Origin of the sequence: Mucilaginibacter gilvus (assembly GCF_004054195.1) — a bacterium.
Taxonomy (GTDB): Bacteria; Bacteroidota; Bacteroidia; order Sphingobacteriales; family Sphingobacteriaceae; genus Mucilaginibacter; species Mucilaginibacter gilvus.
On record NZ_SBIW01000024.1, the window covers coordinates 1 to 12988 of the forward strand.

Genomic DNA, 12988 nt, shown 5'->3' on the forward strand with positions numbered 1-12988 from the left:
AACCACTTTTAATAACTAACTTTGAAAACGCTTTTACAGCTCTCGCTGCTATCGTTCGCCAGCTAATCGCCTGGTCACTTTGCCACGGAATCAGGTGGTCAACATCCCCGGAATATCAAGTTAACGCAAAAAAACCATAGGCGTGGACTCAACTTACCGTCTTAGAGGCCCTGAGAAGTGCCGCCACGATAAGAGAGCCCACACCTATGGCGTGGGCAATCACTTACCGTCTCGCGGCTTTAAAATTTCTCAGGTTTCTAAGACGAGACAAAAAAGCGATTGCTTCAATTTCTTTCGATGAAGTATCGCAAAACAAATATAATCTTTTTTGTTAATTGTGGACTTAAAAGACCACAATTAATTTAAAAATTATTTGTCTTTTCAAAAAACTAAGATTTACAGATTGAAAGGCAATTATAAAGAATTACAAGAAAAATTTGGACGGCATTTAAAATCTCTGCGTGAAGGGCAATCTTTATCATTACGAGATCTCTCATCAAAATGTGAATTAGATAGCAGTAAGATTTCTAAAATTGAAAACGGAAAAACAAATTTACAGTTATCAAGTATAATTGAACTTGCTAGAGGCTTGGAACTTGACCCAAAAAAATTGCTGGATTTTACGATTTAACTACTTTGAAATGGATTGCTAAAGCTACTGCAACCCAAAGCAATAGTAAGGCGATGCTATAGACTATCTGTTTTCTGTTCATCGTTAAAGTATGGAAAGCGCCAATGTAGGTATATATCCCCACACTTATGAATGCTTAAAAGGCAATTTTCGCTTTAGAAATAAAGTGAATGGCCAGCGAAGAGCAAAAAAAGTTTTTATTACGGTTTGGTAAAAATCTCCTTGAGTTGCGCAAAAAGAAAAATTTATCCTATAGGAAACTTGCTCAAAAGTGCGATATTGATCATGCCGATATCAGGAAGTATGAAAAGGGTGAAATCAATATGACTATTTTAACTATGGTCGAATTCTCGAAAGGGTTAGAAATTTCTTTAAAAGAATTGATGGAATTTTAATAGGCACTAAAACTTAAATTTATGAAATAATTATTTAATCTTTATTGGATTTGGAAATGGGCTTAATTTAAAAACCGTTTTTCCGGGAGTCCATGGTCTTATATTTAGTTTACCTTGAACTATTTTATCCGTGGCATAGGCATCACTTAAATAATACCCAATTCTAGGTATTCCCCTACTTCCTTCAGTTCTAGGTAGGTCTTGGACAACAGTTCCTAAGAAGCTTATATTTTCCTCATGAATATTATTAATCCCATCATAACTCTTATGAATCCATCCCTTATCTATAAAACAAAATGAGCCTTTACCTACGAGGCAAACATGGGCTATAAGAGGTTCCGAATCCCAATTTGGATCAATTAATTTATAGGTATTTAAAAAGCTTTCTTGGGAATAATTTTTTTGACTTGTATCAAATATAAAAAGGCGATAATGTGGTTTTACCACTACTTGTGGTTGTGGGTTATGATTTTCATCATGAAGCCCACTTGTTAATGATAAGTTCCGTTCAATGTAATTAAAGTTATTATAGGCATCTATGATATTTTTTTTTGAAAAACTGCTTTTAATTTCAATGCAACTTAAAACAGACTCAAATGGAAATAAAGCAAGATTATTTTTGGATGGGAAGAATATTGGTGGTAGTAAGTTTTTACTGTATATACAAATATCAATTTGTTTTGAAACAGCGCCATTGTAATCAATTACTTTCCCCGTGCCTATTGAGAATTGGTTAGTAAGCATTGGCTCAATTAAGTTGTGAACAACAATTTCCCTCAATTCGCCAATCAATAGGGGATGATCAATTTTTTCTGCACTTTTTGCATCTGATAATCCTTTCCGTATGCTGTCATTTAAAAGAGTTCTATAATATTCATTAATAGCAAACTAAGTTATGCTTATTATATAATTTTTTGAAATGAAAAAATCAATCTTATATGAGTTTCTATCAGTACTCTATTATTTTTTTGCTATAAATTTTCAAAAATATTCGATTAGAAGGTTACAGAAATCAACGAAAATTAATGTTAAACTAAGTCTATTTCCGCTTGTTATTAAAATGTGGAACCACCCAAAAAAGAAATCAGATTATTTCAACTAACTATATTAAGTTGGTTTAAGAGTAATGCACGGCAGTTTCAATGGAGAGCTCTCGGTCTATCTATTTATCAAATCGTAATTTCCGAAGTGTTGTTGCAGCGCACTAAAGCAGAAACCGTTTCAAAAAATTACGACATATTTTTCAAAAGATATCCAGATTGGAATAGTTTGAATAATAGTAATATATGTGATATTGAAAACTTATTATTTCCTTTTGGATTATATAGGCAACGCGCGCAGAGGCTAAAAGCCCTGGCAAAAGCAATGGTAGAAAATAATGTGTTGCTGCCTAACGAACGCTCTCTAATTGAAAAAATCCCTTTAATGGGTCAATATATTGCGAACGCGGTAGAGTTACTAGTATTTAAACGGAATATTCCACTACTTGATGTTAATATGGCAAGGGTATTAGAACGTTATTTTGGCCCGCGCAAACTAAAAGATATCCGGTTCGATCCTTATCTGAAATTCTTGTCTCGTGAGGTTGTAGATCATATCAAGTCCAAGGAAATAAATTGGGCGATCTTAGACTTTGCAGCTTTAATTTGTCAATCACGGAAACCGAAGTGTCCAATTTGCGTATTTCAGAAAACCTGTCAGTATCATTTAAAGATATATAATCTAGATTTAGATGGTCATCAGGAATGAATTAATAATGAGTATATCATTACAATTTAATGTACTTTTAATGATGATTTTATGCGCTAATTTGGCGAATAAAGAATTTACTAAATAATAAGTTACTACAAATCAATAATTTAACTATTTTATTGATTTGTAAATCTTAATTATATTAGCAATAGGGTATCCTATGTCTATATGCTAAAAAAAAAAGACCTTTATTACATTGATTTATTTGCTGGTTGCGGTGGCCTTTCCCTTGGCCTTCACAATGCTGGATGGAAAGGATTGTTCGCAATTGAGAAAAGCCCATTCGCCTTTGACACTTTGAGGCATAATTTGATCGAAAAGAAAAATCATTTCAAATGGCCTAAATGGCTCCTCCCTGAAGCACACGATATCAATAATATTTTAAAAATGCATTCCGAAAATTTGATGAAACTTCGGGATAAAGTTGACATGGTAACAGGCGGCCCTCCTTGTCAAGGGTTTTCGACTGCTGGTAAAAGGAATGAAGAAGATAATAGGAATAAATTAATTAATTCTTATATCCGGTTTATTGAACTTGTAAAGCCAAAAATTCTTTTTTTTGAAAATGTTAAGGGATTTACGCTGGAGTTCGATAAAAATAGCTCTAAAGGAAAGAGATATTCAGACTACGTTATTTCTAAACTGGAAAATTTAGGATATGATGTTGATGCAGAGTTAATCAATTTTAGTGAGTACGGAGTTCCACAAAAAAGATGTCGGTTTATATTAGTTGGTGTAAGAAATGATATTGCTACTAAAAATAAAATAAATGCAGAACTCTTCTTTACAAAAATACGAGAAAACCGGGCGCCATTTTTAATATCAAAAGATTTAAGAGTTTCCGTTCCTTTAGAAGAGGCAATTTCTGATTTATTATATAAGAATGGAACCACAAAATTGGAAACCGATAAAAATTTTAGTTTTGGTCGTTATTCCGAGGTTAATAGCAATTATCAAAAATACTTACGTGGCGGGATAGGTCTTGAAAAAGTGCCAGACAGTCACCGTTTTGCTAATCATAGTCAGCCGATTGTAGACCGTTTCACCTTTATAATTAAACATGCGCCAAAAGGCAAAACGTTAAGTAAAATTTTTAAAGACCTGTATAAAATTAAAAAACGGACAATTATCCCATTGGATGGCAAAGATCAAGCCCCAACAATAACAACTTTGCCTGATGATTTTTTACATTATAGTGAACCGCGGATTTTGACAGTACGAGAATATGCTCGAATTCAAAGTTTCCCGGACACTTATGAAATTCAAGGAAAATATACGACTGGTGGAAAGGCTCGTGTGATGGAAGTTCCAAGATATACTCAAATTGGAAACGCTATACCCCCTTTATTCGGCGAGCAAAGTGGTATTGCATTAAAGACGATGCTAAATGGCAGATGAACTTGAATTTCGAATTAGTTCCGGCTTAAAGAATATTATTGGAAAAGACTTAATCACAGATGATTTTATCGCTGTTTTTGAACTTGTCAAAAATTCATATGATGCACATGCTGATAAAGTATCTATTACATTTGAAGACGACAAGATAATTATCTTAGATACGGGTAAAGGTATGTCCCTTCAAGACATCAAAGAAAAATGGTTATTCGTAGCCTACTCGGCAAAGCGTGATGGCGAAGAGGATGAAGAATTTGAAGATCTAAATTCAGATTACCGGGAAAAGATAAAAGCTAAAAGATATTACGCTGGGGCAAAGGGAATCGGCCGATTTTCCTGTGATCGTTTAGGTTTATCGTTAGTATTAACAACAAAAAAGATTGGTGAAAACTCGATTGAGCAACTTAAAATTGATTGGGGGAAATTTGAAGAGGACTCTAAAGAAGAATTTGTCAACATCAAAGTTGATCATGACACATTAGATAAATACCCTTTGTTGAAAATTGAAAATGGTACTGTATTGGAAATCATGGGCCTTCAGACTCCATGGCCACGTCAAAAATTACAAAATTTAAAATATTCGTTAGAAAAACTTATTAACCCATTTGGTTCACTGGATAAAAAAAATAATGATCCATTTTCAATAGATATTACTTGTAAACGTGAAGAAAAGGCTGATTTAAAAGAAGAGTTTTTAAGGGATAGGATTAATGGCCGAATTGAGAATTTCATATTTGAAACACTAAATGTTAAAACAACTCAGATAAAAACCATTATTAAAAAGGACTGGATTACTACAATTTTAATTGATCGTGGAACCCCAATTTATGAAATCCGGGAACAAAATAAAAAGTACTCATTATTAGAGGACGTCATTTTCCATTTGTTTTTTCTAAACACTTCTGCGAAGAATAATTTCTCACGACAAATGGGTTTACAGCCAGTTAACTTTGGATCTGTGTTTCTTTTTAAAAATGGATTCCGAGTTTATCCTTTCGGAAATTCTGGAGATGATAGTTTGGGAATTGACCAAAGGCATCAACAAAAGTTTAAAGGTAGGCTTGGCTCCCGTGATTTACTTGGGAGAATCGAATTATTTACAGACAACTCACCACAATTTAAAGAAGTTTCGAGTAGGGATGGTGGATTGGTTGAAACTGAAGGGTATTCCCAACTTATAGCTTCTTTTTATGATAAATGTTTAAAAAGACTGGAAAGATATGTGGTAGATGTTCAATGGGCTTATTCTATAGATTCTAATTTAAGGGAAGATAAGGAGAGTGATGATATTTCAGTCATTTCCAAATCAGTCGGCGGACGCTATCTTCTCGGTGATATAATAAAAAAACTCGCTGACAATAAAGACGTAGAAATTTTGTCTTATAATAAAGATCTTGTCAATATAATCAACGAAAAATTAGATAATATTCCGCCTGAAGTTTTCAGGGATTTAACAAAAATTGCCGATAAGACTAACGATCAGGATTTTAAAGATCAAATTTCCCAGGCTGAAAAAAAGTATAATACTTTATTGAAGGAAAAGGAAGATGCTCTGCGGCGTGCTATTGAAGAGGAAGAATTACGAATAAAAGCTCAGGAAGATGCTAGAAAAGCAGAGGAGGCTAGAAAAATAGAAGAGGACCGGCGAAAAAAGGCCGATGAAGCAAGAAAACTTGCTGAAATCGAAGCTAAGGAAAAAGAACTTCAACGTCGGGAAGAGGAAATTAAGAGAAAGGAAGCAGAGCAACGAGCAGCAGAAGCGCAAAAAGCTAAGGTGACAGCTGAAACCTCTTTAAAATATGAAAAAGATAAAAATACTTATCTGAATGCAACGAGAAAAACTTTAAGTGATGATGCCGAAGAACTTATTCATAGCATAAAAGTTTCTGCCATCGGCATCGATGCGAGTCTGGAAGCTTTGATACGTAAAATTGCGTCTGGACTAAAGGATGATGCAGTCTTGTTGGAAGAAATAAGCCACATAAAGTTCATCGTTGAAAAAGTGATGAAACTTAGTAAGCTCATTACTAAATCAAATTTCAAAGCCGATCAGGAAAATAAAAAAGTAAACGTCGTAGAGTTTGTTTCGGAGTACATAACCACTTACAGTTTTGCATATCAAGATAAGATTAAAATAGAATTTAAATCGACATCAGAGTTTATTACAAGGTTAAGCTTATTAGATTTATCCATTGTTATTGACAATTTAATATCTAACTCTGTGAAGGCAAATGCTGATCAGATATTAATTGAAGCTATTGTTAAAGGCAGTCAATTAATTTTGTCATTTAGTGATAATGGAAAAGGTGTCGCAGAAGATTTTGTCAATAACCCAAATTTATTATTTCAACTTGGCTCAAAAACGGATGTAGAAGGTTCAGGAATTGGCTTATATTCTGTAAAGAGAAAAATGGGTGAAATGTATGGCGATGTAAGATTCGCAGGTAATGGTAAACAGCTTAAGGGTGCTACATTTAATCTTATCTTTAATTAACATGACAAAGGGACTATTATTGATAGATGATTCTCAAGACCATACGGGTGTTCTAACTAATATTTCTGATCATTTAAGAGCGAACGAACATATTAATATTACTACCCGATATATTAACCCCATAGCAAAACCTTATTGGGACGACAATAAAGATCCCAATGTTGACAATGTATTGGCTGCAATTAGAACGGAATTTTTGACTTTAAGTCCGGGATTAATAATTGTTGATCAATATTATAGTGATACAACTTCTTTTGATGGCATTTATTTAATATCAAAACTTCGCGAAATTCCTAAATTTAAAACTTGTCCTATATTTCTCATATCAGGAAAAAGGGATAAGATTGTTAGAGATATATTCACAAACGGGGATAAAACGGAAACTGACAAGGTTAATGAGTTGTCAAAAATTATTGGCTATGGTATTAGTAGATTTCTTGACAAGTCTTTTAAAGATGAGGCTATTGAAATTTTGAAGCACAGAAATTTAAATGATATATTCCCAGCAAAATTGCGTGAATATGAGCTTCAGGAGATTAAAATTAAAAAATTCTCCCCGAAATTTTCTGAATTTTCTTTACAACAGCTCGCAGATCATATTGATTCCAATAGTTCTGATGCTTCATCAATTTTAGAAGAAATGTTTGAATTGACTTTAGCACACTACGCGAAAATTGATGCAGGCCTATAAAACCGTACTTATTTTTCCTATAGATGATTCCGTTGAATTTCTTAGGCCTATTGTTGATTTTCTTTTAAAAACATTCGAAAACATCATTCAATTTGAGCCAGCTTACGGCAAGTATTTGGAAATTGATGATGAAATACAGCTGGTAATATTTATAGGTCACGGAACCAGTTCAGTCCTGTGCGGCAATTTGCTTCAAGATGGTGAGAAGTATAAGTTCTTAGATATAATTAATGCGTCAGTATTATTTGCTGATTTATCAATTATGCTGCTTTCGTGTAGATCGATAGATTTTATAAAAAACGTAAGGCACAATGTCGCTTTAAAATCCTTCCTTGGATTTGGAGATATGCCCACTGACTGGAATCACATCGCGTATTTGAGAGACTTGGATAGTGAATATTTAAAAGGCTTTGAAGAAGAGCATCTTGAATACTACAAAAATATATTAGTAAAAGCGTTCATTAATGGCCTAACTTTATATAGTATAAATTATAACTTTAGGGCTATGTACTTGGGAATGCAACAAGTAATCAATGCTGCTATGAGCGAGGTGATTATAGATATGCATTGGGATAAATCAATCAAAAATTATTTGGTAGACCTGTTATTGGAATTGAAAACTGACATGAAATATTTGTAATAGTAAATCGCTAATTCTTTATAATATAAAATGCCGAGATCTAATAAATTAAGATGAAATCAATAGAATTATTTGCAGGGGCTGGAGGATTAGGAATTGGCCTTCATTTAGCTGGGTTCAAACCTGTCCAGGTTGTTGAGTGGGATCGTTTTTGCTGTGACACGATTCGTGAAAACAAAAACAGAAATATTAATGCTGTTAAATCCTGGCCTTTAATTGAAGGTGATATTAAGTCTGTTGATTTTAAAAATTTTGCTGGGAAAATAGACCTTGTCTCTGGTGGACCACCTTGTCAACCATTCTCCTTGGGTGGAAAACACCAAGCCTATGATGATTCAAGGGACATGTTTCCACAGGCAATTCGTACTGTCAGAGAGACGCAGCCTAAAGCCTTTATTTTTGAGAATGTTAAGGGGTTGACAAGAAATACTTTCAGAAATTACTTTGAATATATTAAGTTACAATTGGAGCATCCCAATCTTGTTTGTAATATAAACGAGGATTGGACAGACCATTTAAAACGTCTAGAAAAACATCACACAAGTGGCATACGTACAGATTTACACTACAATGTTGTCACGCGGTTGGTTAATGCGGCTAATTACGGTGTCCCTCAAAAGCGTGAGCGGGTATTTTTTGTGGGATTCCGTGATGACCTTGGAGTTGAATGGAGTTTTCCAGAAGAAACACATTCTCAGGATGCGCTTATTTGGAGCCAGATTAATGATGGTATTTACTGGGATCGCCATAATGTTACCAAAGATTCCCGAGTAATAAATTTGAGAAGTAAACAACGGGCTGTAAAGCTCGAACAAAAGCCGACTACCCTTCCTTGGCTAACGATACGCGACGCTATAAGAGGGCTTCCGGATCCGGAAAAAAACGCTGATAAAAATAATGGTTTTTCTGACCATCGATTTCAACCCGGTGCGAAAACATATCCTGGACATACAGGCAGTCCGCTTGATGAACCGGCAAAAACATTAAAAGCAGGAGTTCACGGGGTACCTGGAGGAGAAAACATGGTAGCCTTTCCTGATGGCAGTGTTAGATATTTCACAGTCAGGGAAAGTGCTAGGCTACAGACGTTCCCAGACAACTACCTTTTCCATGGATCTTGGGGTGAAACTATGCGGCAGCTTGGAAATGCAGTACCGGTAGAACTTGCCAATGTAGTAGGATTAAATGTTGCAAATATTCTTAAAGCAACCGCATGATAAAGAAACTTACTGGATCTGCTGGTATCCTCCCTGAAATTCAGGAAAACCTTAATAAGCTCCATCTCGAGGCGAAAAGCCAATCCCTTACCCCGCGTGCGCGCAAAGTATTGGAAACGCATATCCGTAAAGTGATATCAGATTTGGGCGGACTTTTAAATGATCTTGATCCTATTAGGCAACCAACTTCATTATTTGACCCGAGTAATCCAAAAGTCGTAGGAAGGTTTGTTTCCTTAGCGTTAGTTGCCCAATCACGGTTACCAATGATAAACATATCGCGTTTTTATGGGTCGGGAGTTTATGCAATTTATTATAATGGTAATTTTCCACCTTACCAACCGATAGCTAATTCTGAAACACCGATTTACGTAGGGCAGGCAGCACCGTCGATTTCAAATGCTCGTACACCCTCGGAGCAGGGAGAGAAACTAAGCAGCCGCCTGATTGAACATTTTAAAAATATCAGCAAGGCGACAACCTCGTTATCTATTAATGATTTTGAATACAGGGCCTTGGTGGTTCAAAGCGGTTGGGAAACGGCTGCTGAGGATTATTTGATTCACTTATTCCATCCGATTTGGAATAGCGAGACGCAGTTGGTTTACGGATTAGGCAAACATGGAGACGCTGCGGTCACCCGGTCAAATAAAAGGTCACCCTGGGATACTATCCACCCTGGGCGGATTTGGGCAAGTGACATCAAATTGCAGGATGCCAAAACACCTGCCCGGGTGGAACAGGAATTAGAACAGCATTTTAAGATCCATGCGGCATTTCCGGATTTAGACTCACTTTTACTAAGTTTCCTTGATGAACTGAAGCAAATATAATTGTATATAATATTAACAATCCTTAAAGTTCTCGCGATCCTGTTTTCTTCTACCTGCCGCAACATTATTTCAACGCCTTCCTCAAACGACATGACCTGACCAAACTCCCGCAACGACGATTCATCGCTGTAAACACCGTTCCGGTCATTAGACATCAGCCATTCTATAATGTCTGATCTTGTCAGCTTGTCTACTAACAGTTTAAGTTCCTCTGCGGAAATTTCAACCACACGTAAATAAGAGTATTCATTTTCTTTCCAGAAACTGCGATTTGCTTGAACAATTTCCATTTCGTGCTATTTTAAGTTCCACGATTGTATATAAGCAGTTAAATCCTCCGCTACAACAACCAGTTCTTCCTTGCGGACACTGATACGTTCAGCAACATCAGGATTCTTCTGATTGCGCTGTAATTCTTTTAGGTTTACTACCAAAATATCGTCGTCATTATCAAATTCTGCGGCATTCTCAGTAACGATAAAAACGTCCTCTAGCTCCATATCCGCAATATCTGAAGTGATTTTGCAGATCTGTCCCTGCTTGGTTGGCATTAATGTAGAATTCATAAACAAATTTATTAAAATAGATTATTAATTAGTTTTAAATAAGCGGCTGATTTTCACAGCCGGTTTCAGGAAACCCTTTAAATTCAGTAACTGTAATTTGAGTTCACCATTTCCCGATGTTTTTCATCCAGATGTTCATGGGTAATCCCTTTAGAATTGGCAAGACTGACAAAATATTTAACTACACTTTCTCTCGTTTGCCAGCTAAAGGAGTAAACCAATGTTTGCCTGTTAATTGTAACAGCTAATGGAATAGGTTTGCGGTAATCGTGTGCATTTTGAAGCATTACGATCCTGTTGCATAATTTATGATACTGTGTGTCATCCAGATTGTCAAGTTGAAGTTTCAACGCCATTTTCTGCAACTGGCTTCTTCTTAAATCAGTTACAGGTTTCTTTTTATGACGCTTCACTTTCGACTTTCCCGGCTTAATGTCTTTTAGTAACATTACCTCCGTGTATTCCGGGTATTTTAAACGGATTTCTGGCAAGGCAAATAGTTTGTTCCGCTAAAATATTCGCCTTACCATATTGCGCCTCGTCCTATCCTGCGAAACGGCAACTTTTCTGTTTATGAGATTTTCAGTTATCAAAATCTTTTCGGCCTCCGGCAGCATGAGATTTTTGTACAACTGTCTTAAAATGATGAGGATGGATATTCGCTTTAAACCTTTTTGTTCCGTAACAAGCATTTGGCTAACCTCTTTGGCCTCCAGCAAATTGCCCCGGCTGATCAATTGTTTAAGAAATTCACCTTCCCTGTTGTCATTCTCCAGCGCTGACTCAACGGGTGATATATTGTCGGACACTTTCCCTGGCGACATGTTGTAGTCTTCATTCAATAATATCATAGTTTCTTTTATCATCATTTTATCATTACGAGATATTCGTCATATCGCTCCGTAATATCATCACCTCTTTCAAATCTGTCCTTTCCAAAATCATATTTCTCTAAAAAAAATGATACTTTCCCGGTGAGGAGGTTGATCTCATACCTGTAATCCGCATTTATCCGCTGTTCCCCCATGGTGCAATGTTCTTTTAACAATTTCAGTTCTCCTGCCGGGTTGCGCACTTTTAAAAGCGGGAGGATAAGATTTTCTATAATGTATCCTTGTTCGGGCGCGCTGCTGCTGTCAGCAACGCATTTCATTTTCTTTCCATTGGTCAGGATGATATGCATGTTTGAGCGTGTCATGTTATTCAGTTTTTTGTAGTTGATTTATTGATAAAATTTTGGGGATCGATAAGTTGGGAGATATCAAAAGCTTCCGTCCAGTATTCTTCGGCGGTATGCTTACCACTGGCATTGAACATTGCCGTTCCGTAAGGGTAAACGGTCATCATAAATGTGTCCAGTTTGCTTTCTGGCGGTGTCAGATTCTCGAGTTCACTTTCATACAGTGTGACAAAACACCACACTTCGTCGTCATTGAGCATTTCTTTAGGTATCCCGTTTTCTTTCTCATGGTTATTCTGATAATATTCTGCTGAACTATCCCAGTACCGGAGGCTGCAAAATTCTTCATCCGTTCCGAAGCGTTCTATCTTAATCAGCCGCTGCTGCATCCAGGTGCGCCATTCCGCTGTTATTGCGATAATGGCAAAAATCACAATTGTCCCATTCGCTGGCAGTGTCAGCGAGTATCATTATGTAGTCTGTTGGGTGGTCCGATCTTTTCATGGTTATCGTATCAAAAATTTAAAGCAGGGGGATTGCTCCCCCTGCAGATGGATTAGTTAAAGCGCAGGACATCTGCTCCGTGCTGTTCGAACAGGCGGCAAAGGTTAAAGGCGGTCTGTCCCCGTAATTTAGCTGTGCCTTCAATGATGGATTTGAATTTGGTTTCGTCGTCCTTGTAATTTCGCACGTTTTGGAAATAGCCGGTTACGGCATTGTATGCGCCGAAAAGCGTTCCCGCTGTTGTGTCAAGCTGCTGGTTCGGGCTGCCGAAAGCATACTCATAAACCTTGTCGCAAATGTTGGTATAGTTGGCTGACAATTCGTCGGTAATACCGCTATGCAATTTTTGTAATACGTCCTTATTCGGTGCCATCGCGATCTGCACGAGTTTTTTAACCTGTGTATCAGTGATACGAACCTGCGTCCAATGATTGAACAGCCCGCCCAGTTCTTCAGATAAATTGCTGCTGATACCCATTAATGTGTGGGCCTGTTTAATTCGGTCATTGGCCGATGAGGTATGACGGATTTTGATGGCATTGCTATGGCTGCCGAGGGCGGCATTCAGGGGTTAGGGTGAGGTCAAGGGTCGCCCCTCAACCTTCCCCACAGATCTGGACGTGCCCCTTTCAGGGCATCCAGCTCCCAGACGTAACTTATCCGCATGATGTTGTTTGCGGTGACAACGCT

16 protein-coding genes are annotated in these 12988 nt (G+C 36.7%); 9 read left to right on the forward strand and 7 right to left on the reverse strand.

Annotated features, from left to right (window positions below):
* The first annotated feature begins 403 nt into the window (after positions 1 to 403).
* Positions 404 to 631 carry a helix-turn-helix domain-containing protein gene (locus EPL05_RS21740; protein ID WP_128536100.1) on the forward strand — a complete coding sequence of 76 codons (228 nt, stop codon included), beginning with the start codon at positions 404 to 406 and terminating at the stop codon, positions 629 to 631.
* 170 nt (positions 632 to 801) lie between these two features.
* Positions 802 to 1026, forward strand: coding sequence for a helix-turn-helix domain-containing protein (locus EPL05_RS21745; RefSeq protein ID WP_128536101.1), 225 nt, complete (start codon positions 802 to 804; stop codon positions 1024 to 1026).
* 30 nt (positions 1027 to 1056) lie between these two features.
* Here EPL05_RS21745 and EPL05_RS21750 read toward each other — a convergent pair whose 3' ends face one another.
* Entirely contained in the window at positions 1057 to 1908 is an 852-nt protein-coding gene (locus EPL05_RS21750; protein WP_317127897.1) for a DUF6602 domain-containing protein, read from the reverse strand.
* A 180-nt stretch (positions 1909 to 2088) separates the two neighbouring features.
* Between EPL05_RS21750 and EPL05_RS21755 the strand changes: the two genes are divergently transcribed.
* From EPL05_RS21755 to EPL05_RS21785, 7 genes are all read left to right on the forward strand, one after another.
* Positions 2089 to 2775 (forward strand): HhH-GPD family protein, encoded by a 687-nt coding sequence (locus EPL05_RS21755; RefSeq protein WP_128536103.1) that lies wholly within the window; start codon positions 2089 to 2091, stop codon positions 2773 to 2775.
* A gap of 171 nt (positions 2776 to 2946) precedes the next feature.
* Positions 2947 to 4176: a DNA cytosine methyltransferase gene (locus tag EPL05_RS21760; protein WP_128536104.1), complete on the forward strand. Its 1230-nt coding sequence runs from the start codon at positions 2947 to 2949 to the stop codon at positions 4174 to 4176.
* On the forward strand, positions 4166 to 6667 hold the full coding sequence (locus EPL05_RS21765; RefSeq protein ID WP_128536105.1) for a sensor histidine kinase: 2502 nt from the start codon (positions 4166 to 4168) through the stop codon (positions 6665 to 6667). Before EPL05_RS21760 ends, EPL05_RS21765 begins: the two co-directional genes overlap by 11 nt.
* 1 nt (position 6668) lies before the next feature.
* Positions 6669 to 7358 (forward strand): hypothetical protein, encoded by a 690-nt coding sequence (locus EPL05_RS21770; protein WP_128536106.1) that lies wholly within the window; start codon positions 6669 to 6671, stop codon positions 7356 to 7358.
* Positions 7345 to 7998 (forward strand): hypothetical protein, encoded by a 654-nt coding sequence (locus tag EPL05_RS21775; protein WP_128536107.1) that lies wholly within the window; start codon positions 7345 to 7347, stop codon positions 7996 to 7998. Before EPL05_RS21770 ends, EPL05_RS21775 begins: the two co-directional genes overlap by 14 nt.
* A gap of 53 nt (positions 7999 to 8051) precedes the next feature.
* Entirely contained in the window at positions 8052 to 9215 is a 1164-nt protein-coding gene (locus EPL05_RS21780; protein WP_128536108.1) for a DNA cytosine methyltransferase, read from the forward strand.
* The gene (locus EPL05_RS21785; protein WP_128536109.1) at positions 9212 to 10048 is read left to right on the forward strand and encodes an Eco29kI family restriction endonuclease; all 837 of its coding nucleotides are present in this window, start codon (positions 9212 to 9214) and stop codon (positions 10046 to 10048) included. Before EPL05_RS21780 ends, EPL05_RS21785 begins: the two co-directional genes overlap by 4 nt.
* 296 nt (positions 10049 to 10344) lie before the next feature.
* Here the strand turns inward: EPL05_RS21785 and EPL05_RS21790 are convergent, their stop codons facing one another.
* From EPL05_RS21790 to EPL05_RS21815, 6 genes are all read right to left on the reverse strand, one after another.
* Positions 10345 to 10614 (reverse strand): hypothetical protein, encoded by a 270-nt coding sequence (locus EPL05_RS21790; protein ID WP_128536110.1) that lies wholly within the window; start codon positions 10612 to 10614, stop codon positions 10345 to 10347.
* A gap of 83 nt (positions 10615 to 10697) precedes the next feature.
* Entirely contained in the window at positions 10698 to 11105 is a 408-nt protein-coding gene (locus EPL05_RS21795) for a hypothetical protein (protein WP_128536111.1), read from the reverse strand.
* 18 nt (positions 11106 to 11123) lie between these two features.
* Entirely contained in the window at positions 11124 to 11483 is a 360-nt protein-coding gene (locus tag EPL05_RS21800; RefSeq protein WP_128536112.1) for a hypothetical protein, read from the reverse strand.
* Entirely contained in the window at positions 11480 to 11812 is a 333-nt protein-coding gene (locus EPL05_RS21805) for a penicillin-binding protein (RefSeq protein WP_128536113.1), read from the reverse strand. Before EPL05_RS21805 ends, EPL05_RS21800 begins: the two co-directional genes overlap by 4 nt.
* Before the next feature lie 5 nt (positions 11813 to 11817).
* Complete coding sequence (locus EPL05_RS21810; RefSeq protein ID WP_128536114.1) at positions 11818 to 12228, reverse strand: hypothetical protein; 411 nt, start codon at positions 12226 to 12228, stop codon at positions 11818 to 11820.
* Positions 12229 to 12350: 122 nt separating this feature from the next.
* A complete protein-coding gene (locus EPL05_RS21815) occupies positions 12351 to 12866 on the reverse strand; it encodes a DUF945 domain-containing protein (protein WP_262708210.1) in 516 nt (171 codons plus the stop codon).
* Between the last annotated feature and the right edge of the window lie 122 nt (positions 12867 to 12988).

Bases quoted from the DNA above. Each gene is read 5' to 3' on its own strand.
- EPL05_RS21785 (WP_128536109.1), top strand. From the start codon at position 9,212: ATGATAAAGAAACTTACTGGATCTGCTGGTATCCTCCCTGAAATTCAG.
- EPL05_RS21800 (WP_128536112.1), bottom strand. From the start codon at position 11,483: ATGATGATAAAAGAAACTATGATATTATTGAATGAAGACTACAACATG.
- EPL05_RS21745 (WP_128536101.1), top strand. From the start codon at position 802: ATGGCCAGCGAAGAGCAAAAAAAGTTTTTATTACGGTTTGGTAAAAAT.
- EPL05_RS21780 (WP_128536108.1), top strand. From the start codon at position 8,052: ATGAAATCAATAGAATTATTTGCAGGGGCTGGAGGATTAGGAATTGGC.
- EPL05_RS21775 (WP_128536107.1), top strand. From the start codon at position 7,345: ATGCAGGCCTATAAAACCGTACTTATTTTTCCTATAGATGATTCCGTT.
- EPL05_RS21760 (WP_128536104.1), top strand. From the start codon at position 2,947: ATGCTAAAAAAAAAAGACCTTTATTACATTGATTTATTTGCTGGTTGC.
- EPL05_RS21805 (WP_128536113.1), bottom strand. From the start codon at position 11,812: ATGACACGCTCAAACATGCATATCATCCTGACCAATGGAAAGAAAATG.
- EPL05_RS21770 (WP_128536106.1), top strand. From the start codon at position 6,669: ATGACAAAGGGACTATTATTGATAGATGATTCTCAAGACCATACGGGT.
- EPL05_RS21765 (WP_128536105.1), top strand. From the start codon at position 4,166: ATGGCAGATGAACTTGAATTTCGAATTAGTTCCGGCTTAAAGAATATT.
- EPL05_RS21790 (WP_128536110.1), bottom strand. From the start codon at position 10,614: ATGAATTCTACATTAATGCCAACCAAGCAGGGACAGATCTGCAAAATC.